This is a genomic window from Streptomyces sp. NPDC021356 (genome assembly GCF_040641015.1).
In the GTDB taxonomy this organism is placed as follows: domain Bacteria; phylum Actinomycetota; class Actinomycetes; order Streptomycetales; family Streptomycetaceae; genus Streptomyces.
The window spans coordinates 63,504-82,818 of record NZ_JBFACU010000006.1 but is presented as its reverse complement, the minus strand read 5'-3'; the positions used below and the strand labels follow the sequence as shown (position 1 = coordinate 82,818).

Below are 19,315 nucleotides of genomic sequence, written 5' to 3'. Positions count from 1 at the left end.
GCGCACGGCATTCGGGTGACGACGCAGCGTGGGAGGAGTGGGAGGACAACACAGAAGCGGGAGGACGGAGACGCGGGAGGACGGAGAAGCGGGAGGACCGAGAAGCGGGAGCCGCACGGGCAGAGCCGTGGGTCCCGGTGTGCCGGTCCGGGACCCACGGCTCCGGTTGCCTGCCGGACGGCGAGGGCGGCGTCAGTCGATGCGGCGGCCCTTGGCGTCCTCGTGCGTGTAGACCCAGTAGAAGCAGATCAGGCCCACGGCCACCCCGAAGGCCAGGGACAGGCCGATGGTCAGCAGGACGGACTGCCCGGACTGGTCGTACAGGAACCCGAAGGCCGCGCCGGTGAAGAGGAACCACAGGAAGGCGTGCAGTTCGCGCGGCAGCCGGGAGGCCAGGGTCAGCACGCCCGCCATGAGCAGCGTGAACACGACCGCGGTCACGAAGCCGAACACCAGGTTCCCCACCGTGATCGGCCCGCCGGAGCGCCGGTTGGCGGCGGCCCAGTAGCCGTAGACGAGGCCGATGGCGAAGGGGCCCGCCCACCGGGCGACGAGGTGGGCGCGGGTGTCGAAGATGTCGGGTGTCCTCGGGTGCCGGGCGCGGGTGCCTGCGGTGCGGCCGGACACGGGTGCCGCGTGAACCATGGATGCGCTCCTCTCTCCTCTCCCCCGCCTACCAGAGCACACCTGGGAGGCGGCCCTGGCAAGTCGGACGGGACATCGGCGGGGCATCGGCGGACGCGGATGTTCCACGGTCCGGCACCCGCCCTCGTACCAGCAGCGGTTACGGTGCTGAGGTACGCGACCGACGACCGGATCACCGCGGGGGGACCATGCCCGGAACCGTGCTGCTGCTCGCGGCCTCGCCCGTGGGCAAGGGCCGTCTGGTCGACGCGGCCTCCGTGCTGCCGGTGCTGGCCGCCGTCGAGCCCGCCGTGCTGTCCGGCACCCCGACCGCGAGCGTCGTCGAACTCGCCGACCCGCTGGAGCCGCAGGCCGTACTTTCCCGGCTGCGGGCCGCGGCGGCGGCGCCGGGGCCGCTGACGGTCTTCGTCACCGGCCAGCTCCAGCTCGACCGCCGCCAGAGCCTGCCGCACCTGGCGCTCGCCCGCACCACCGCGGCGACCGTCCGCTACACCGCCCTGCCCTGGCACTGGCTGCGCGAGGAGCTGCGGCTGCGCCCCGACGGCACGACCACCGTCGTGGCGGACCTGTACGCCGACCAGGAGAGCTGGCGGCAGCTGGCCGAGCGCCCCCTGGACACCGGCCGCAACATCGCCGTGTACGGCAGGATCGCGCCGCCGCCCGCCCGACGCGCGGTGGCCGCGCCCGCCTACATGAAGGCGGTGGCGACGATCCTGCGCAGCGGGCACCGGCCGCCGGTGGACGAACTGCACGAGCAGGCGCTGGCGCGGCTGGCCGTGGAGGAGGGGGCCGGGGCCGGGGGGCGCGGGAGTTCCGGCGGTCCCGGTCTCGTGCTCGCCGCGGGTCGGCCGGCGGCGGCCGACCCGCACGCCTCCATCGCGGCCTGGGTGGAGTCCGGGCGGCACGAGGAGGCCGACGCGCTCGCCGCGCGCTGGGAGCAGGACGCCGTACGGGAGCACGGGGCGGCCTCGGAGGAGGCGCTGCACTGGAGCGAGGTCCGCGCCGACCTCGCGATGTTCGCGGGTGACGCGGCGGGCAGCTGCCGTGCCTGGCTGTCCGTCGCCGCGACCCGGCTGGCCATGGGGCAGGGCGCCGGTGCGGCGCAGGTCGAGGCCGCCGTGGACCGGGCGCACCACCAGTGGGGCCACATCCGCGATCCGGAGCGGGCCCGGGAACTCGGGCCGCTGCTGGCCGAGTTGCGCGGGCGGGTGCCCGGCCGGCAGCAGGGCGCGCTGGACCATGTACGGCGCCAGCTGCGGCAATTGCAGACGGCACGGGGCTGAGGGCGGAGCCGGGGAGGGCGGGGAGCTGACGGGGCGCCGGCGCGCGGGTGTGAGGGATCGGTGTCCGACGCGTCCGCCCCCTCCCCAGGGCCCGCGCGCGGTGCCAGAATGATGAGTTATGGCTGAGGGGGAGGGCGTGGCCGGCCGAGGTATCCGGGTCCGGCTGGACGGAAGTGCGAGCAACCGGGACATCGATGCGCTGAAGGCGTGGCTGGAGCGGGAGAACCCGCTGGAGGACCTGGTGGCCGACGGGCGGCTGCGGATCCTCGAACAGCCGCGGTCGGACACGCCGTCCGGGCACATGGGCGCCGGCATGGAGATCCTGCTGGTCCTGGTCGGCGCGGGCGCCGAGGTGGTGTTCGGCGAGCTGCTGGAGCAGACCAGGAGGGCGGTGGCGGCCTGGCGGGAGAACCGCCGCCGGGTGGAGCCCGGGCCGCCCCCCGAGGAGCGCGTCGATCCGGTGAACCCCGGCGGGGAGTAGCCCCGTGAGCCGCTTCGACCCGCGGGGGCGGGTGAATCGGGCGCTGCTGGTCGGCGTGTCGGAGTACGAGCACACGAAACCGGCCGCGTGGGACGGAGTGGCCGGCCAGCTGCCCGCCGTCCGCAACAACGTCAGCCGGCTGCGGCAGGCCCTGCGGGGCGGGGTGTTCGAGGACCGGGAGATCACGGACTGCCGTTCGCCGTCCCACGACGACTTCGGCGAGGACCTGCGCAAGGCGGCCCACGAGGCCGAGGGCCTGCTGCTGTGCTACTTCGCCGGGCACGGCGCCGTGCCGAGCGCGGGCAACGAGCTGTTCCTCCAGATGCGCAACGCGCGCGTGGTCGCGGGCGCGCAGGCGGTCTTCCCCAACGCGACCTCGTTCACCGAGGTGCTCACCGTGCTCGCCGGGAGCGGCGCCGAGCGGATCGTGGTGATCCTCGACTGCTGCTACGCGGGCAACGCGGCCAAGGTGTGGCACGACTTCCCCGGCCGGCAGAAGATCCTGCTGCTGATGAGCGTCCAGTCCAACCGGCTGATCGACTCCGGGGACGACGCGGGGCCGACCCCGTTCACCGGCGCACTCGTCCGGCTCCTGGCGTCGGGCGAGGAACTGTCGCTGCTCGAAGTCTTCGGGCGGCTGCGCGCGGAGATGCTCGGGGCGGGTCTCACGACCGTCTTCGGGGACCCGTGGGAGCCGCAGCTCGCCGCCGCGCCGGACACGGACGTGCTGCTGGCGGGGGCCCGGCCGGTCGATCCGGACCCGGTGGCGCCGGTTCCGCTCCCGGTGCCGGACACGCCCTCGTCCCCGCCACCGCGTCCGACGCCGCCGGCCACGACCCCCTCGACGGACTTACCTCCGCCCCCCTCCCCCTCCCCCTCCTCGTCCCCGTCTCCGTCTCCGTCTCCGTCTCCGTCCCTGCATGCGGCGCCGCCGGACTCGTCCTCTCCCACGCCACCGGGCTCGCCCTCGCGTCCGTCGTCGGACGAGCGCTCGTCCCCGCCGCCGGCGCGGGAACCCTCCCCCGGAGCGTCGCCGGGCCCGCCCCCAGGGCCGCGGGGCGAGCGCGAGCAGCAGCGGGACCGGGAGCCGTCGGAACCCCTGCTCCGGCGGGTGCTCGCCGCCCTGCGCCGTGCCGTCCGCGCACTGATCGGGGCCGTCGGGGCGCTGTTCGGCGCGGTCGTACGGTGGTTCGTGCGGTTCGGGCTGCCGGGCCGGGCCGTGCTGATCGCCGCGCTCGTCATCGCCCTCGCCGGTGTCGGCTACGCCGGGCACCGGTTCATCGGCGCCGGGGGCGCCCACGAGTGCCGGCCGCCCCTCGAACTGCGGGTGCTGACCGACCCCGACCTGGAGCCGGCGGTGCGCACGGCCGCGGACGCCTACCTCACCGCGGGGGCCGACACCGACGGGCACGGCTGCCGCCGTACCGGCATCACCGTCTACAGCGCGGGTGCGAGCGCGGCGGTCACGGCGCTGCGCCAGCAGACCGACGCCTGGCAGGAGCCGCGCGAGGAGGACACCAACCCGCAGCGGGACGTCGGGCCGCAGCCGGACGTCTGGATCCCCGCCTCCATGACGGACGTGGCCCGGGTGACCACCGATCCGACCGGGCGCACCTTCGTCGGGCTGCACCCGGACCCGCAGCCGTTCGCGTACTCGCCGATGGTGCTGGCGGTGCCGGGGAAGACGGCCGGACAGAGCGCGGGGGAGCGCGCCGGGCAGCCGCTGTCCCGGCTGATCGCGGACCTGCACAAGCGGGCCCCGGGCACCGGGGTGCTGCGCGCCGACCCGGAGGTCACCGACTCCGCGCTGCTGGCGACGATCGGCCTCTACGGCGGCGGCGCCGATCCACGCGCCGCCGAGCAGGGCGTCCGCGGTACGGGACCGCCCGCCGCGACGGCCGCCGCCCTGCTGTGCTCGCTGCCGGCCGACCCCGCCGCCGACAGCAGTACGGCCGTCCTCGTCCCCGAGTTCCTGCTCGACAGCGGGGTGGGCTGCGCGCAGCGGACCCGGGTGCCGCGGACCGGCGAGTACCCCGCCGACGTACCGGCGCTCACGCCCACGTTCGTGCGGGTCGGCTGGGACGGCGGGGACCGGGACGCCGCCGACCGGCAGGACGCGGTGGACCGCTTCCACGCGTGGCTCACCGGCCAGGACGGGCTCGCCGCGTTCGCCGACGCCGGTTTCCGCGCCGCCTCGGGCGCCGGGCACGCGCTGCTCGATCCCGGGCCCGCCGGTGCCGGGGTGCTGCGCGACGCCGATCCGCTGCCGGGGGCCGCCGGGCGCGCGGCGATGGACACGGCACTCCAGCGGTACCGCAGCGCGAACGGTCCCGGCCGGGTCCTCTACCTCCTCGACAGCTCCGGTTCGATGCACACGCGGTGGCCGGGGCCCAGCGGCGGGCCCGGCATCCTGAAGCAGTCCCTGGGCGGGCTCGGCACGCAGGACGAGTACGGCGTGTGGGGCGTCTACGACGGCTCCGGCGGCGGCAACCACGACGAGGTGCTGGGCTTCGGACACCACCGCCGCACCGACGCGGAGCACCGTGTCGACGCGGCGGCGCGCGTGCGGGACGCCGAGTCCGATCCGCACGCGGCGCTGCTCGCCGCGCTCGACTTCATGGGGACGCGGGGCGCCGACGACAAGCGGCCGCAGTTGATCGTGTACATCACGGACGACGAGGACGACAACCGGCTGACCGGGAAGAACCTCTCCGAGGTGCTGGAGCGGGCACGGCAGCGCAAGGTGCCGGTGGACATGGTGTCCCTGGTCGGCGGCTCCTGCGACCAGGGCCGGCCGGCCGCGGCGGTCGCCGCGGCGAGCCACGGCCGCTGCCTGGACGTGGGCGAGGACCTCGGCGCCCGTCTGCACGACGAGGTCGCGCGGGTGGGGACGGGGGAGGACTGATGCGGCGGGGACACGACCGGCGTGCGGACCGGCCGCAGGCCCGGTGGGGGGACCGGCCGGTGGTCCGACGGGGGAAACGGCCGGGGGAGCGGGCCGGGGGCCGGTGGGCAGGGCCGCCGTCGCGCGCGACGGGCGGGCGCCGCGCCGTACCCGGGATGCCGGCCGGGCCGCTCCCGCGGGTCGTGTCGGCCGTGCTGGCCCTGCTGTTCGCCGCCACCGCCTGCACCACCGGCGGCCCCGACGCGACGCAGTCGCCCGCCGCCGACGTGCCCGGTGACATCGTCGTCGCCAGCGGCCGTGACGTCACCGGCAAGAACGGCATCCGGCAGCAGCTCATAGACGCCTGGAACCGGCAGCAGGACAAGGAGAGCACCGGCTACCGCGCGCGCCTCGTCGAGCTGCCCGGCTCCGCCGACGAGCAGCGCAGCCAGTTGCTGGGCGCCCTGCAGTCGGGCAGCGCCGACTACGACGTGGTGAACCTGGACGTGACCTGGGTGCCGGAGTTCGCCGAGGCCGGGCTGGTCGCACCGCTGCCGGACAGCACGCTCGACGGTGACGTCATCGGCTCGGTCGCGGCCACGGCGTCCTGGAAGGGCCGGGTCTACGCGGTGCCCTTCAACACCGACGTGGGGCTGCTCTACTACCGGCGCGACTACCTGCGCGAGGCGGGTGTCCAGCAGACCACGCTCGGGGCCGGGACGACCTGGGCGGACCTGCGCGACCTCGCCGACACCCTGGACGCGCACCCGCCCAAGGGCTATGAGAAGGCCTGGACGACCCAGCTCGCCGCCTACGAGGGCCGTACGGTCAACGCCGTCGAGGCGTTCGCGTCCGCCACGAAGGACTTCTCCCTGACGGACGGCTCAGGGCACTACACGGCGAGCCGCCAGGAGCTGATCGACGGCATCGCGGAACTGCGCCGGCGCACGGAGAAGCCGTACACCCTCGACCATGCCTTCACCTCCGACGAGGCCGCCTCGCTCAGCGACTTCGCCGGGGGCCGCACCGCCTTCCTGCGGCAGTGGCCGTACGCCTACGGCACGCTCCACCAGACCTTCTCCGCCGACCAGGTGGGTGTGGCGGCGCTGCCCGGCCGTGCGGTGCTCGGCGGGCAGAACCTGGCGGTGGCCCGCTCCTCGGAACGGGCCGGGAAGGCCGCCCAGCTCATCGCCTACCTCACCAGCGCGCGGAGCGAACGGTGCCTGCTGGACGCCGGGTTCGCCGCGACCCGTACGTCGGCGTACGTGGACGACCACGTGCGGTGTCCGGTGGGCGCGGGACCGACGGCGGCACCCACCGGGGAGAGCACGGACCGGATGCCGCGCGACGCGGGCGGGCGGCCGGACTACGCGCGCGGCATCCTCTACCCCGCCCTCACGCACGCGGTCCCGCGCCCGCGCACCCCCCTGTACGGCGCCTTCACCCAGACCTTCACCACCGAACTGGGCCGGCTGTTCACCCCTGACCCGCCGGACGACGCGGCCCTGGCCGACAGCCTGGACAAGGCGCTGCGCAAGGTGCTGCCGGGCGGCTCGTAGGCCGGGCTTCGGCCCCGCGCCCTGGTCCGCCCCTGGTCCGCGTCCCGACCCGCGCACCATTGTGCGTCCCGGCCCGCACGAGGTCGCGGCTGGGCCCTGCCGTCGAATTCCCGCCTGCCTCGCGACGCCATGCACGTACTCTCGCCGCACCGGGCCCGGACCCGAGTACATCCGGTACGGGGGCCAGGACCCGGCACTCCCCCAAGCTCTTCGAGCAGGGGGGGACCCCCGGAGCACGCGCCTGACGCCGCGCGGCCGCCCTCCGGGCAGACGACGGGAATTCGACGACAGGACCTAGCGGTCCTGGACGGCGACCTGCCGCACGGGATCGGGGTCGGTGGTGCCGGCGGGGCCCGCGTTGGCCGCGGCGACCAGGGCGGCGACGGCGACGAGCGCCGCGCCGACTGCTCTGACATGACGTGCACGGATGCGACCGGGGGGCGCGACAGGGCGTCCGAGCAAGGCGACCGACCTCACAGCGGCAGTGAACGACAGTGGGGGGTTAAGCAGGTTTAACGCTCTCTCCAACCTAGGGGGTGGGAGCGCTCGGCCGGAAGAGGCACAGGAAGGGAACGGCACGGGGGCCGAGGGCGGAACAGGAAGTGAACAAGGGGGAGTTGGCAGGGCTCTCTGGCGTTCGGCCCCGCCTGACACCAAGTCAGGGAAGCGGGTCTTCGTAAGTCCGCTTACTGGCATGATGAACCGCATGGCGAAGCGGGACGACCCGGAGACCATCGGGCGCAGGGTGCAGCGGCTGCGACGTGAACGGGGTATGACACAACGGCAGTTGGCGGAACCCGCGTACACGCCCGCCTACGTCTCCACGCTGGAGGCCGGCCGGGTGCGTCCCTCCGACGACGCGCTGCGGCACCTCGCAGGCCGGCTCGGCGTCGCCTTCGAGGAACTGGCCACCGGCCGCCCCGCCCACCTCGCCACCGACCTGCGGCTGCGGCTGACCGAGGCGCAGCGCACCCTGGCCACCGGGGAGACCGGCAGGGCCGCCGAACTCTACGCCGGGCTGCTCGCCGAGGCCGAGGACCACGAACTCGGCGACATCCAGGCCGACGCGCTCCTCGGGCTCGGCGAGTGCGCCCTGGAGACCGGCGAGCTGGAGAGCGGACGGCAGTACTTCGAGCGCTCCGAACGGGCACTGGCCGACGCCCCGCTGACCGCCCGCGTCCCGGCCCTGCGCGGCCGTGCCGTCTCCCACTACCTCACCGGCGAACTGCGCTACGCCGTCTACCTCTTCGAGTCCACGCTCGACGAACTCAACCGCGCCGGGCTGCACGACCCCGACGCCCTGCTCCTGCTCTACGCGAGCGTCATCGGCCCGTACATGGACATGGGCGCGCACGCGCGGGCGGCGCAGGCGGCCGAGCTCGCCCTCGCGCTGGCCCCGCAGGCGGGCGATCCCGCGCTGGTGGCGCGCATGCACCGGTCGGTGGCCCGCACCCTGCTCGCAGAGGGCCGGATCGCCGAGGCGGACGCCTCGCTCGCCAAGGCCGCCGAGCTGTACCGGCACCTCCAGCTGCGCACCGAACTCGCCAACTGCCACTGGATGCGCGGCTACGTCTGCGCGCAGAACGGCGAACTGGAGCGGGCCGAGACGGAGTTGCGCGCCGCGCTCGACATGCTGACCGCCAAGCGGGCCGGGCTCTACACCCGGCAGGTCGCCGTCGAGCTGGCCGACGTGCTGCACCGGCGCGGCCGGTCGCAGGAGGCCGCGGAGCTGCTGCGGGGCGTGCTCGGCGACCTGTCCTCCGAGCGGGGCGCGATGCACGCCGCCGCCGCGCACCGCCTGCTCGGCATCATCGCCGAGGACGCCCGCGACGCGGAGGCCGCCGAGGAGCACTACGTCCGCGCGCTGAGCCTGCTGGAACGGGCAGGCGCCGCCGGCGACCTGGCCGACCTGTGCCGGCTCCTCGGCGACCTGCTGCGCCGGACCGGCCGGGTCGAGGCGGCGCTGGACGCCTACCGCACCGGTCTGGGCCACCGTACGGCGCCGGGCACGACCACACTGGGGCCGGCGCCGGCGCAGCCGCTGCTGTGACCGGGGCTCCCGGCACCCCGGGCCTCCTGTGATCCGCTGGCGCCGGCCGCCGTCGTGGCCGGAGCTCAGGCCTGGGCGCGGCCTGAGCCGCGGACGGCCGTCAGGCGCTCCACGCCCCGCCGGACCGCCGCGTCGGTGGCGCCGGACGGGAGCGTGCCCGGGGCGCCGTCGGTGAGGGCGAACGCGTCGCCGCCCACGCGTACGGCGACGACGTCCACGGAGAGCGTGGTGACGTCCGCGCCGTCCCCGCCGTCGGACCCGTCCGTGCCGCCGGAGCCGGAGCCGGACCCGTCCGCGCCGTCCGGCGGCCCGGTGAAGGTGACCCGCAGTCCCTGCCGGGCGTCCCCGGCGGCGGGCAGCGCCAGGTCGCTGACCCGCACGGTCTGCACGCCGGCCCGGGTGGTCGTCGCCGTGAACCGGGCGCAGGTCTTCGGCAGGGTGCGCAGCCAGGCGAGCGAACGGTCCACGTCCGCCGGGCGCGGCGAGAGGACCTGCTGGCGCAGCTGGGCCGCGCCGTCGCCGTCGTCGAAACCGGTCACCGCGTACGTCCCCTTGGGGACGCCGAGCGGCTGGTCGGCGTAGAGGGCGTCGAGGAGGCGCCGGCAGTCGGGCGCGGCGGTGGTGCGTGCCTTGAGGATGCCGTCCCGCCAGGTCGCGACGCCCTCGGCCGGCCGCCAGGTGGCACCGAGGTCGTCCTCGGTGAGCAGCGCGGCCTGGGCCTGGGCGGCGGTGAGCGCGGCGGGGGCCGGCGAGGCGGGGCCGGCCGGCCGGGTGGCCGCGGCGGCGGAGGGCGAGGCACCGGCGGCCTGCCCCGCCTGACCGGAACCGCAGGCGGAGACCGCCGGCACGGCGCCCGCGCAGAGCACGGCGGCGGCAAGGGCACGAACGGCCGGGGGACGGGGCATGGGCGGGTCCTCCACAGGAACGGGGCACGGCGCGAACCGGACGGTCCTCCCACGGCACCACCCGGTGGCGCCCCCCACCACCGCGCCGGGCCGTCCGGGTGAGACGAGGGGCCGACGCGGCGCCGGGCCGGCGGCGACGGCGGCATAGGCTCGTGGAGACGAAGCAGCGCACGCATGTCTCCCAGGGAGCCCGCCGTGACCGAGCAGTACACCTCCGACGCCACCCCCGTGATCATCGACTGCGACACGGGCGTCGACGACGCGCTCGCCCTGCTGTTCGCCGTACGCCACCCGGGCCTCGACCTGCGCGCCGTGACCTGCGTGGCGGGGAACACGGACGTGGACCAGGTGGTGCGGAACACGCTGACCGTGCTGGAGCAGGCGGGCGCGCCCGACATCCCCGTGGCGCGGGGAGCCGAGCGCCCGCTGATCGAGCCGGTGCGCACCGCGCTGCACGTGCACGGCAGGGACGGCATGGGCGACCTCGGGCTGCCCGCCCCGGCCCGCCGGCCCGCCGACGTGGACGCGGTGGCGCTGCTGCGCCGCGAGATCCTCGCCTCGCCCCGCCCGGTCACCCTGATCCCCACCGCGCCCCTGACCAACATCGCGCTGCTGCTGCGCACCCACCCCGAGGTGACGCGCAACATCGAGCGGATCGTGTTCATGGGCGGCGCGGTGGCCACCGGGAACGCCACGGCGGTCGCCGAGTTCAACGTCTGGCACGACCCGGAGGCCGCCGCGATCCTGCTGAGCGCCGGGGTACCGATCACGATGTACGGGCTCGACGTGTTCGAGCGGGTGATCGTCCCGGCCGGTGACGTGCGGCGGCTGGGCGCGAGCGCCGAGGCGGGCGAGCGGCTGGCCGGCCGGCTGCTGGCCCACCGCGACCCGGTGACGAGCGAGGAGGACCCGGCGGGCGGGCTCGGTGACGCGGGCGCGGTCTGCGCGGTCGCCGACCCGGCGGGGCTGACCACGCGCCGGCTGCCGGTCGAGGTGAACCTCGCGCCCGGCCCGGCGCGCGGCCAGACGGTCGTCGACCGCCGCCCGCGCCCCGGCGAGGCGGAACTGCACGGCGAGGCGCGCGAGCAGCGGCTGGTCGACGTGGCCCTGGACATCGACGTGGACCGGTACGTGAAGCTGTACCTGGCCACCGTCGAGAACGCGGGCCCGGGCGCGTAGGCCCTGACCCGCCGGGCGGCCGCGGGCGGGCTAGTCGGCTGCCTCCCCCGCTCCGCCCCGCGCCGCCCAGCGCTGCTCGACCCTGGCCGCCTTCCAGTACGCCAGCGCCGCCGCCCACACCACCACGAACAGGATGACGATGACGTAGCCCACGTGGTCGAGGTCGAGTCCGGCGATCCAGCCGGTGACCGTGTCGCTCAGGTCGAGCTTGTCGTGCAGGACGCCGACCAGCTCGATCGTGCCGATGAAGAAGGCGACCGCGATGGACAGGCCGGTGATGGTCAGGTTGTAGAACACCTTGCGGACGGGGTTGGAGAACGCCCACTGGTAGGCGAAGTTCATGAACGTGCCGTCCAGGGTGTCGAACAGGCTCATGCCGGCGGCGAACAGCAGGGGCAGGCAGAGGATCGCGTACCAGGGCAGTCCGGCCGCCGCGCCGGAGCCGGCCATCACCATCAGCGTGACCTCGGTGGCGGTGTCGAAGCCGAGGCCGAAGAGGAAGCCGAGCGGGTACATCTGGCCGGGCCGGGAGATCGACCTGGTGAGGCGGCCCAGGATCCGGTTCATGAACCCCCGTGAGTCCAGGTGGGCCTCCAGCTCCCGCTCGTCGTAGGTGCCCGCGCGCATCGCCCGGAACACCTTCAGGATGCCGACGAGGGCGACCAGGTTGAGGGCGGCGATCAGGTAGAGGAAGGTGCCCGAGACGGTGGTGCCGACGATGCCGAGCGTCTGGTGCGTACGGGAGTCGTCGTTCATCAGGGTGCCCGCGAGCTGGGCGCCGCCCGCCACCAGCGCGGCCATGGCCACCACCACGCTGGAGTGGCCCAGCGCGAACCAGAAGCCCACCGACACCGGCCGCTTGCCGTCGGCCATCAGCTTGCGGGTGGTGTTGTCGATGGCGGCGATGTGGTCGGCGTCGAAGGCGTGCCGCATGCCGAGCGTGTAGGCGGTGACGCCGAGGCCGATGCCGAAGGCCTTGGTGCCGACCTGGTAGTGCTCGGGGACGACGAGCAGGAACAGGATGCCGAAGGCGACGACGTGCAGGGCGGCTATCACCGCCAACAGGCCCGCGGTCTTGAGGGTGTCCTCACGGCGCCAGCGGAAGGACGCCGCCGGGGCGGGCCCTTTGGGGACGGCCGCCGGCGTCGGGGCAGGCTTGGGCAGGGTCATCCGGTATCACGCTCCAGCACCTCGTGGATCACTTCGTGAGCTGCCGTGGCCGGTCTCCTGGCTTAGGGTCCGTACGTCCTCCCTCCCTGCCTTCCCGGTCGTGCGACCAGTGGCCCGGCGGATGCCGGACGGAAGGGGAACTCCCCGATCACAGTGGCGAGGGCCGCGTCGGCTTCGCACCGACTTCCCGAGCACCACGGCCCGCCCACGGTAGAGGGAGGGACCGTCGTCTGCATAGCTGCATACCTGCGCAGGTACGGAAGATCACACATCGGTGCCTGCGAGGATGGGGGCATGCATCTCGTCCCTGCTGACCGCGCGGACCGTCGCACCATCGACGGCCACCGGGTGTGCGACGCCATCGCGGCGATCGGGGAGCCCGGTCACGTCCGCGCCTGGGCGGAGCGCTTCTCGCTGCTGGCCGACCCCAAGCGGCTCGCCCTGCTGCTGGCCCTGCACCGCACCGGACCACTGGCCGTCTCCGACCTCGCCGTCGCCACCGGCATGAACGATCCGGCGGTCTCCCAGGCCCTGCGCCTGCTGCGCGCGGCGGGCACCGTCCAGGGCGAGAAGGAGGGCCGCGTGGTGCGCTACCGCCTGGTGGACGAGGACGTACGGCACCTGCTGGAGCACTGCGCGGCGGACACGGACTGACGCCGGCTCCGGGGTGACGGCGCGCCCCGCCGGCCGCCCCCTGTGCCCCGGTACCACCCCACGTGTTCGCTTTTCCGGGGATCTGGACAGATTCTCTGTGTCGCTCCGACGCACGAAGAGGAGACCGCGTGACCGACCGCACCGACGACGCGCCGCCCGACCTGTCCTCCCGCAGTCCCGACTGGTGGCGGCAGGCCGTCGTCTACCAGGTCTACCCCCGCAGCTTCGCCGACGCCGACGGGGACGGACTCGGTGACATCCGGGGCGTCACCCAGCGGCTGACGCACCTCGCCGCCCTCGGCGTGGACGCCGTGTGGCTCAGCCCGTTCTACCCCTCCGAACTGGCCGACGGCGGCTACGACGTCGCCGACCACCGGGACGTCGACCCGCGCCTGGGCACCCTCGGCGACTTCGACGCGATGGTCACCGAGGCGCACCGCCTCGGTCTGAAGGTGATCGTCGACATCGTCCCCAACCACTCCTCGCACCGGCACCGCTGGTTCCAGGAGGCGCTGCGGGCCGGACCGGGCTCCGCCGCCCGCGCCCGGTACGTCTTCCGCGACGGGCGCGGCGCGCACGGTGAACTGCCGCCCACCGACTGGCAGTCCGTCTTCGGCGGCAGCGCCTGGCAACGCGTGCCCGACGGACAGTGGTACCTGCACCTGTTCGCGCCCGAGCAGCCGGACTTCGACTGGCGCGACGAGGAGGTCCGCGCCGACTTCCGCACCACTCTGCGGTTCTGGTCGGACCGGGGGGTGGACGGCTTCCGCGTCGACGTGGCGCACGCCCTGGTCAAGGACCTCGACGAGCCGCTGCGCGACGTCGGCGACATGGGGGCCACCGGCGAGGACGCGCTGCCGCACGTCGAGCCGGGCAGCCACCCGTACTGGGACCGCGACGAGGTCCACGAGATCTACCGCGACTGGCGCAAGATCTTCGACGCCTACACGCCGCCCCGCACTGCGGTCGCCGAGGCCTGGGTCCCCGACGCGCGGCGCGCGCTGTACGCCCGGCCCGACGAACTGGGCCAGGCCTTCAACTTCGAGTACCTCCAGGCCGGCTGGGACGCCGAGGAGCTGCGCCGCACCATCGCCGCGTCCCTGGCCACCGCGCGGGCCGCAGGTGCCTCGGCCACCTGGGTGCTGTCCAACCACGACGTGGTCCGGCACGCCTCCCGGCTGGTGCTCCCGCCGGGCACGGACGAGAACGCCTGGCTGCTGTCCGGCGGGCACGCGCCCGCCGTGGACGGCTCGGCCGGCCTGCGCCGGGCCCGCGCGGCGACCCTGCTGATGCTGGCCCTGCCCGGTTCGGCCTACCTCTACCAGGGCGAGGAGCTGGGCCTGCCCGAGGTGGCCGACCTGCCCACCGAGGTGCTCCAGGACCCGATCTGGGAGCAGACGGGCCACCTCCGCAAGGGCAGGGACGGCTGCCGGGTGCCGCTGCCGTGGACGACGACCGGACAGTCGTACGGCTTCGGTCCCGGCGGGGCCTGGCTGCCGCAGCCGACGGACTTCGGGGCGTACGCCGTCCAGGCGCAGGACGGGGTGGAGGGCTCGACGCTGGAGCTGTACCGCACGGCCCTGCGGCTGCGCCGCAAGCTGCTCGCGGGCGAGTCGCTGACCTGGGCGCAGGACACCCCGGCCGGGGTGCTGGCGTTCGCGCGCGGCGACGGCTGGCGGTGCGTCACCAACCTGTCCTCGCAGCCTGTTCCGCTGCCGCCGGGCGAGGTCCCGCTGAGCAGCGCTCCGCCGGCGGGCCGCCGGCTGGACCCGGACACCACCGTGTGGCTGTCCTAGCCACCGCTGCTCTCCTCACCCCACCGCCGGGGCGGGGGCCGGGCCCGGTTCGTCGCCGAGGGACAGCGGGTGGGACGTGGCGTTCGGCGGTGGGGTGAGGACGACGGCACCGGCCACGCACCTGGGGCTGTCCGCCGGAGGGGGGCGGCGGGGTCAGGTCGGAGGCGGGCGGTTCGGGCGGGGTGGCCTCCTGGAACAGCACCCGGTCGTAGTCGACCAGGCCGGTGTCCTCCATGACCGTGATGGGGTCGAGGACGGTGGCGTCGGCCTGGTCGGCGAGGGCGCGGGCCAGGCTGTTGCGCGTGGTGGACCGGATCTTGGCGATCGTGTCGAAGATCTGGCCGTGCGTCACCCGCAGGATGTTCGCCATGTCGCTGTCGAACCGCTTGCCGGTGTCGGCGCTGAGCGTGGTCGCGAAGCCCTGCTGCTGCGGGCCGGCCGCGTCGGGCAGGGTGACGCCGAGCATCGGGGCGATCCTGCGGCAGCTCGCGTCGAGGGCCGCGTGCCCGTCGATCAGGTGCTCGCCCGCGGTGACGACGGCCTTGCCGGTGCCCTTCCTCACGGCCATCTGCGCGGACGCGCCGCGAACCTCTCGGCTCGGTGAGGACTCAGGCGCGGCGGTGCGGTTCTCCGCGCCTGACGGAGCCCGGGGCACGCCCCGGATGCCGGCCCGCCCGGCTGGACGAGGTCAGCTGCCAGGGCACGCTGGTGACCATCACGCCGGGCGTGAACAGCAGCCGGCTCTTCAGCCAGAGGGCGGACTGGTTGTGCAGCAGGTTCTCCCACCAGTGGCCGACGACGTACTCCGGGATGAAGACGGCGACCAGGTCGCGCGGGCTCTCCCGGCGCATCGAGCGCACGTACTCCACCACCGGCCGCGCCACCTCCCGGTACGGCGAGTCGATGACCTTCAGCGGCACCTCGATGCCGTGCTCCTCCCACTGCCGGGCCAGGTCCGCCGCCTCCGTCCGGTCGACGGCGACCGTGAGCGCCTCCAGCTGGTCGGGGCGGAAGGCGCGGGCGTAGGCGAGCGCCCGCAGGGTGGGCCTGTGCAGACGGGAGACGAGGACCAGGGCCAGCACCCGGGAGGGCGGCACCAACTGGTCCCCGGCGTCCGTGACGGCCAGCTCCGCCGACGTGGTGTCGTAGTGCCGCCGGATGCCGCGCATGGTCGTCCACAGCACCGCCGCCGCCAGCACCGCGAGCCACGCGCCCTCGGTGAACTTGGTGACCAGCACGATCAGCAGCACCAGCCCGGTCACACACGCCCCGACCGCGTTCACCGCCCGCGCGGTGCGGTACCGCCGCACCGCCGCCGCGGCGCCCGGCCCGCCGCCGGCCCGCAGCTCCCGGTTCCAGTGCCGCACCATGCCCAGCTGGGAGAGGGTGAAGGAGGTGAACACGCCCAGGATGTACAGGTGGATCAGGCTGGTGACGCTCGCCCGGTAGCCCCACAGCAGCAGTCCGGCGACGACCGCGAGCGCCACGATGCCGTTGGAGAAGGCGAGCCGGTCGCCGCGGTTGTGCAACTGGCGGGGCAGGAAGCGGTGCTGGGCGAGGATCGAGGCGAGCAGCGGGAAGCCGTTGAAGGCGGTGTTGGCGGCGAGGACCAGCACCAGCGCGGTCGCCGTCTGCACGACGTACAGGCCCACGCTGTGCTCGCCGCCGAAGACGGCCGCGGCGAGCTGGGCGATCACGGTCCGCTGCGGGTAGTCGTGGCAGTCGCCGGGCAGGCCGGTCAGCCGGCACGGGTCGTCGGTGATGCGCACGCGCGCGATCAGGGCCAGCGCCGTCACCCCGGCGAACATGACGATCGCGGTGACCCCCATGGCCGCCAGCGTCGCCGCCGCGTTGCGCGCCTTGGGCCTGCGGAAGGCCGGCACGCCGTTGGAGACGGCCTCCACCCCGGTCAGCGCCGTGCAGCCGGAGGAGAAGGCGCGCAGCACCAGCATCAGCAGCGCCAGCCCGGTCAGCCCCGCGTCCCCCGGCGCCGGGACCACTCCGTACCCGGCGGTCGGGGCGAGCGGCCCGTGCCCGAGGGCGTGCTGGACGAGACCCGTGGCCACCATGACCAGCACCGAGGCGATGAACAGGTACGTCGGCGCCGCGAACGCCCGCCCCGACTCGCGCACCCCGCGCAGGTTCGTCGCGGTCAGCACGGCGACGAAGCCGAGCGCGAGCGGCACCCGGTGGGCGGCGAGCGAGGGCAGCGCGGAGATGACGTTGTCGACGCCGGAGGCGACCGAGACGGCGACCGTCATGACGTAGTCGACGAGCAGGGACGCGGCCACCACCAGCCCCGCCGAGGGCCCCAGGTTGACCGACACCACCTCGTAGGAGCCGCCCCCGCTCGGATAGGCGTGCACGACCTGCCGGTACGACAGCACCACCACCGCGAGCAGCGCCACCACGGCGAGCGCGATCCACGGCGCGAAACGCAGGTACGCGAGGCCGCCCAGGGTGAGCACGAGCAGGATCTCCTGGGTCGCGTACGCCACCGAGGACAGCGGGTCGGAGGCGAAGACCGGCAGGGCCAGCCGTTTGGGCAGGAGCGTCTCCTGCAACTCCTCGCTGCGCAGGGCCCGGCCGATGACCAGCCGCTTCACGAATCCGGGCAGATTGCGCACAGGCTGAGCCTAGGCCGGGCAGGCGCAGGGGCCGGGGAGGTGGGCGGGCACGGCGTCGCGGGGCGGACGGGAATCCGACGACCTAGGCTCGCGCTATCGACCAGGAAGGGGACGACATGAGCGACACCACCCGCACCGTCGGGGTGCTGGGCACCGGGATCATGGGCGCCGCGATGGCCCGCAACCTCGTGCGGGCCGGGCACGCCGTCCGGGTCTGGAACCGCACCCGCGCCAAGGCCGAGCCGCTGGCGGCCGACGGCGCGCGGGTCGCCGGCTCCGCCGCCGAGGCGGTCCGCGACGCCGACGTGGTCCTGACGATGCTGTACGACGGCGACACCGTGCTGGAGGTCATGCGCGAAGCCGCTCCGGCGGCGCGCGCGGGGGCCGCCTGGGTGCAGTCGACCACCGCCGGTGTGGAGTCCGTCGGCGCGCTCGCGGACCTGGCCCGCGCCCACGGCCTGATCTTCTACGACGCCCCCGTGCTCGGCACCCGGCAGCCCGCGGAAGCCGGCCGGCTGACCGTGCTGGCGGCCGGGCCCACCGAGGGCCGGCAGGCGGTGGAGCCGGTGTTCGAGGCGGTCGGCGCGCGCACGGTGTGGACCGGCGAGGACGGCGCGGCGGGCGGGGCGACCCGGCTGAAGCTGGTCGCCAACAGCTGGGTCATCGCGGCCACCGCGGCCACCGGCGAGGCGCTGGCGCTGGCCAAGGGACTCGGCGTGGACCCGCGGGGCTTCTTCGACCTGATCGCCGGCGGCCCGCTCGACATGGGGTACCTGCACGCCAAGGCCGGGCTCATCCTCGACGGCGCTCTGCTGCCGCCGAGCTTCGCCGTGACCACCGCGGAGAAGGACGCCCGCCTGATCGTCGAGGCGGGCGAGCGGCACGGCGTACGCCTCGACGTGGCCGCCGCGAGCGCCGAGCGCTTCGCCCGCGCCGCCGCCCAGGGGCACGGCGGCGAGGACATGGCCGCCGCGTACTTCGCCAGCTTCGACGAGCCGGGCCCGGCGGCCGGCTGACCGGTCGTCAGCCCAGGCAGAGCACCAGTAGGCACAGCTGCGGGGACGACGGGGACGACGGGGACGAGGGCGACGAGGGCGCGGACGGGTTCGTGGCGGCGTGGCCGGCCGGTGCGGAGCCGGTGGTACCGGAGGTGCCGTGGGGGGAGCCGGTGCCCGGCGAGGTGTGCTGCGCCGGCGCGTCCGGGGACGGCTGCGAGGCCGGGGTGCCGCCGGCGGAGGAGCCGGCGGAGGAGCCGGTGGAGTCTCCCGCGGCCGAGTGCCCGGACGTCTTCGCCGGGCCGTCGGCCGGATGCGTCGTCTCCGGGGCGGAGGGGGCCACCGGCACGGGCGGGAGGGCGGCGTCGGGGTGTACGCCCTGCCGGGTGGTGGAGGACCGGGCGGGGGCCGACCCGGTGGTGGGCGAGGAGTGCCGGACGTGGGCGGATCCGGTCCCGGTCCCGGTCCCGGTCTCTGTCGTGGTGCCGGTACCGGTCACCGGGGTGTCGTGCCGGGCCGGCCGCCAGTCCACGCTGTCCGGGTGCGGGGTGTCCGGCGCGGGGGCCGCCTGCGCGCGGTCGGCGGTGTGCCGGTCCATCGAGGCGACGGTCAGGCCGCCGCCGACCAGGGCCACCGCCGTGGCGACCAGGGCCCGGCGCTGGGTCTTCTTCCAGCGGGCCCGCTGCCGGCGCCGCGCCGCCCGTCCGGGCCGCTGTCGCATGGACGGCGCGTCCGCTGCCACCGGTGGCTCCAGGACGTCCGGGCCGCCCGGAAAAGCCGGGTCTTCCGGTCCGTCCGGAAAAGCCGGAACGTCCGCGGCCGTCGGCGCGCCGGGTGCCGTGAAGGGCTCGGGGGCCGGGTCCGCGGCGGGACCGGGGGCGAACGGGACCGCGGAGTCCGCGGTGGCGTTCGGGGCTATGTCCGGCGCGTACGCCCCGCAACCGGGGCAGACGAGAGCACCGTTGAGGTGCCGTCGGCACGTGGAGCAGTAGTCCATGCGGATCTTCCTGGGTCGGCTGCCGGGCGGCCAGTCACGGTAACAAGCGTCCCGGCGCCCTGTGTGGAGCCTGTGTGACGCTCCTGAGCG

At 75.1% G+C, this 19,315-nt stretch carries 15 protein-coding genes, 1 pseudogene and 1 riboswitch; of the genes and pseudogenes, 9 read left to right on the top strand and 7 right to left on the bottom strand.

The window, feature by feature from the left end; translation table 11 throughout:
* Positions 1 to 192 precede the first annotated feature (192 nt).
* Positions 193 to 645 (bottom strand): hypothetical protein, encoded by a 453-nt coding sequence (locus AB0G56_RS09705; RefSeq protein ID WP_360966246.1) that lies wholly within the window; start codon positions 643 to 645, stop codon positions 193 to 195.
* Positions 646 to 833: 188 nt separating this feature from the next.
* Here AB0G56_RS09705 and AB0G56_RS09700 point away from each other — a divergent pair, with 188 nt between their 5' ends.
* The 4 genes from AB0G56_RS09700 to AB0G56_RS09685 all read left to right on the top strand — a co-directional run bounded on the left by AB0G56_RS09700 (position 834) and on the right by AB0G56_RS09685 (position 6,852).
* The gene (locus AB0G56_RS09700) at positions 834 to 1,928 is read left to right on the top strand and encodes a hypothetical protein (RefSeq protein WP_360966243.1); all 1,095 of its coding nucleotides are present in this window, start codon (positions 834 to 836) and stop codon (positions 1,926 to 1,928) included.
* 118 nt (positions 1,929 to 2,046) lie between these two features.
* Positions 2,047 to 2,409 (top strand): hypothetical protein, encoded by a 363-nt coding sequence (locus tag AB0G56_RS09695; RefSeq protein WP_360966240.1) that lies wholly within the window; start codon positions 2,047 to 2,049, stop codon positions 2,407 to 2,409.
* A 4-nt stretch (positions 2,410 to 2,413) separates the two neighbouring features.
* Entirely contained in the window at positions 2,414 to 5,314 is a 2,901-nt protein-coding gene (locus tag AB0G56_RS09690) for a substrate-binding domain-containing protein (RefSeq protein ID WP_360966237.1), read from the top strand.
* A 155-nt stretch (positions 5,315 to 5,469) separates the two neighbouring features.
* Positions 5,470 to 6,852, top strand: coding sequence for an extracellular solute-binding protein (locus AB0G56_RS09685; RefSeq protein WP_360966234.1), 1,383 nt, complete (start codon positions 5,470 to 5,472; stop codon positions 6,850 to 6,852).
* 294 nt (positions 6,853 to 7,146) lie between these two features.
* Here the strand turns inward: AB0G56_RS09685 and AB0G56_RS09680 are convergent, their stop codons facing one another.
* Positions 7,147 to 7,314, bottom strand: coding sequence for a hypothetical protein (locus tag AB0G56_RS09680; RefSeq protein ID WP_360966231.1), 168 nt, complete (start codon positions 7,312 to 7,314; stop codon positions 7,147 to 7,149).
* A gap of 244 nt (positions 7,315 to 7,558) precedes the next feature.
* Here AB0G56_RS09680 and AB0G56_RS09675 point away from each other — a divergent pair, with 244 nt between their 5' ends.
* Positions 7,559 to 8,902, top strand: coding sequence for a helix-turn-helix transcriptional regulator (locus AB0G56_RS09675; RefSeq protein WP_360966228.1), 1,344 nt, complete (start codon positions 7,559 to 7,561; stop codon positions 8,900 to 8,902).
* 65 nt (positions 8,903 to 8,967) lie between these two features.
* Here AB0G56_RS09675 and AB0G56_RS09670 read toward each other — a convergent pair whose 3' ends face one another.
* Positions 8,968 to 9,807 (bottom strand): hypothetical protein, encoded by an 840-nt coding sequence (locus tag AB0G56_RS09670; protein WP_360966225.1) that lies wholly within the window; start codon positions 9,805 to 9,807, stop codon positions 8,968 to 8,970.
* A 195-nt stretch (positions 9,808 to 10,002) separates the two neighbouring features.
* On the opposite strand from AB0G56_RS09670, the gene AB0G56_RS09665 reads away from it, so the two are divergent.
* Positions 10,003 to 10,986 (top strand): nucleoside hydrolase, encoded by a 984-nt coding sequence (locus tag AB0G56_RS09665; RefSeq protein ID WP_360966222.1) that lies wholly within the window; start codon positions 10,003 to 10,005, stop codon positions 10,984 to 10,986.
* A gap of 30 nt (positions 10,987 to 11,016) precedes the next feature.
* Here AB0G56_RS09665 and AB0G56_RS09660 read toward each other — a convergent pair whose 3' ends face one another.
* Complete coding sequence (locus tag AB0G56_RS09660; RefSeq protein ID WP_360966219.1) at positions 11,017 to 12,156, bottom strand: HoxN/HupN/NixA family nickel/cobalt transporter; 1,140 nt, start codon at positions 12,154 to 12,156, stop codon at positions 11,017 to 11,019.
* A 29-nt stretch (positions 12,157 to 12,185) separates the two neighbouring features.
* Positions 12,186 to 12,370, bottom strand: a riboswitch (cobalamin riboswitch).
* 80 nt (positions 12,371 to 12,450) lie between these two features.
* Between AB0G56_RS09660 and AB0G56_RS09655 the strand changes: the two genes are divergently transcribed.
* A complete protein-coding gene (locus AB0G56_RS09655; protein WP_360966216.1) occupies positions 12,451 to 12,810 on the top strand; it encodes a metalloregulator ArsR/SmtB family transcription factor in 360 nt (119 codons plus the stop codon).
* A 128-nt stretch (positions 12,811 to 12,938) separates the two neighbouring features.
* Entirely contained in the window at positions 12,939 to 14,606 is a 1,668-nt protein-coding gene (locus AB0G56_RS09650; RefSeq protein ID WP_360966213.1) for a glycoside hydrolase family 13 protein, read from the top strand.
* Positions 14,607 to 14,621: 15 nt separating this feature from the next.
* On the opposite strand, the pseudogene AB0G56_RS09645 reads toward AB0G56_RS09650, so the two are convergent.
* A pseudogene (locus tag AB0G56_RS09645) lies at positions 14,622 to 15,177 on the bottom strand (DUF4142 domain-containing protein); the annotation flags it as partial.
* A gap of 37 nt (positions 15,178 to 15,214) precedes the next feature.
* The gene (locus AB0G56_RS09640) at positions 15,215 to 17,233 is read right to left on the bottom strand and encodes an APC family permease (RefSeq protein WP_360966210.1); all 2,019 of its coding nucleotides are present in this window, start codon (positions 17,231 to 17,233) and stop codon (positions 15,215 to 15,217) included.
* Positions 17,234 to 17,349: 116 nt separating this feature from the next.
* Here AB0G56_RS09640 and AB0G56_RS09635 point away from each other — a divergent pair, with 116 nt between their 5' ends.
* Positions 17,350 to 18,249 carry an NAD(P)-dependent oxidoreductase gene (locus AB0G56_RS09635; RefSeq protein WP_360966207.1) on the top strand — a complete coding sequence of 300 codons (900 nt, stop codon included), beginning with the start codon at positions 17,350 to 17,352 and terminating at the stop codon, positions 18,247 to 18,249.
* Between the two features lie 7 nt (positions 18,250 to 18,256).
* On the opposite strand, the gene AB0G56_RS09630 is transcribed toward AB0G56_RS09635, so the two are convergent.
* Positions 18,257 to 19,225: a hypothetical protein gene (locus AB0G56_RS09630; protein ID WP_360966204.1), complete on the bottom strand. Its 969-nt coding sequence runs from the start codon at positions 19,223 to 19,225 to the stop codon at positions 18,257 to 18,259.
* Positions 19,226 to 19,315 lie beyond the last annotated feature (90 nt).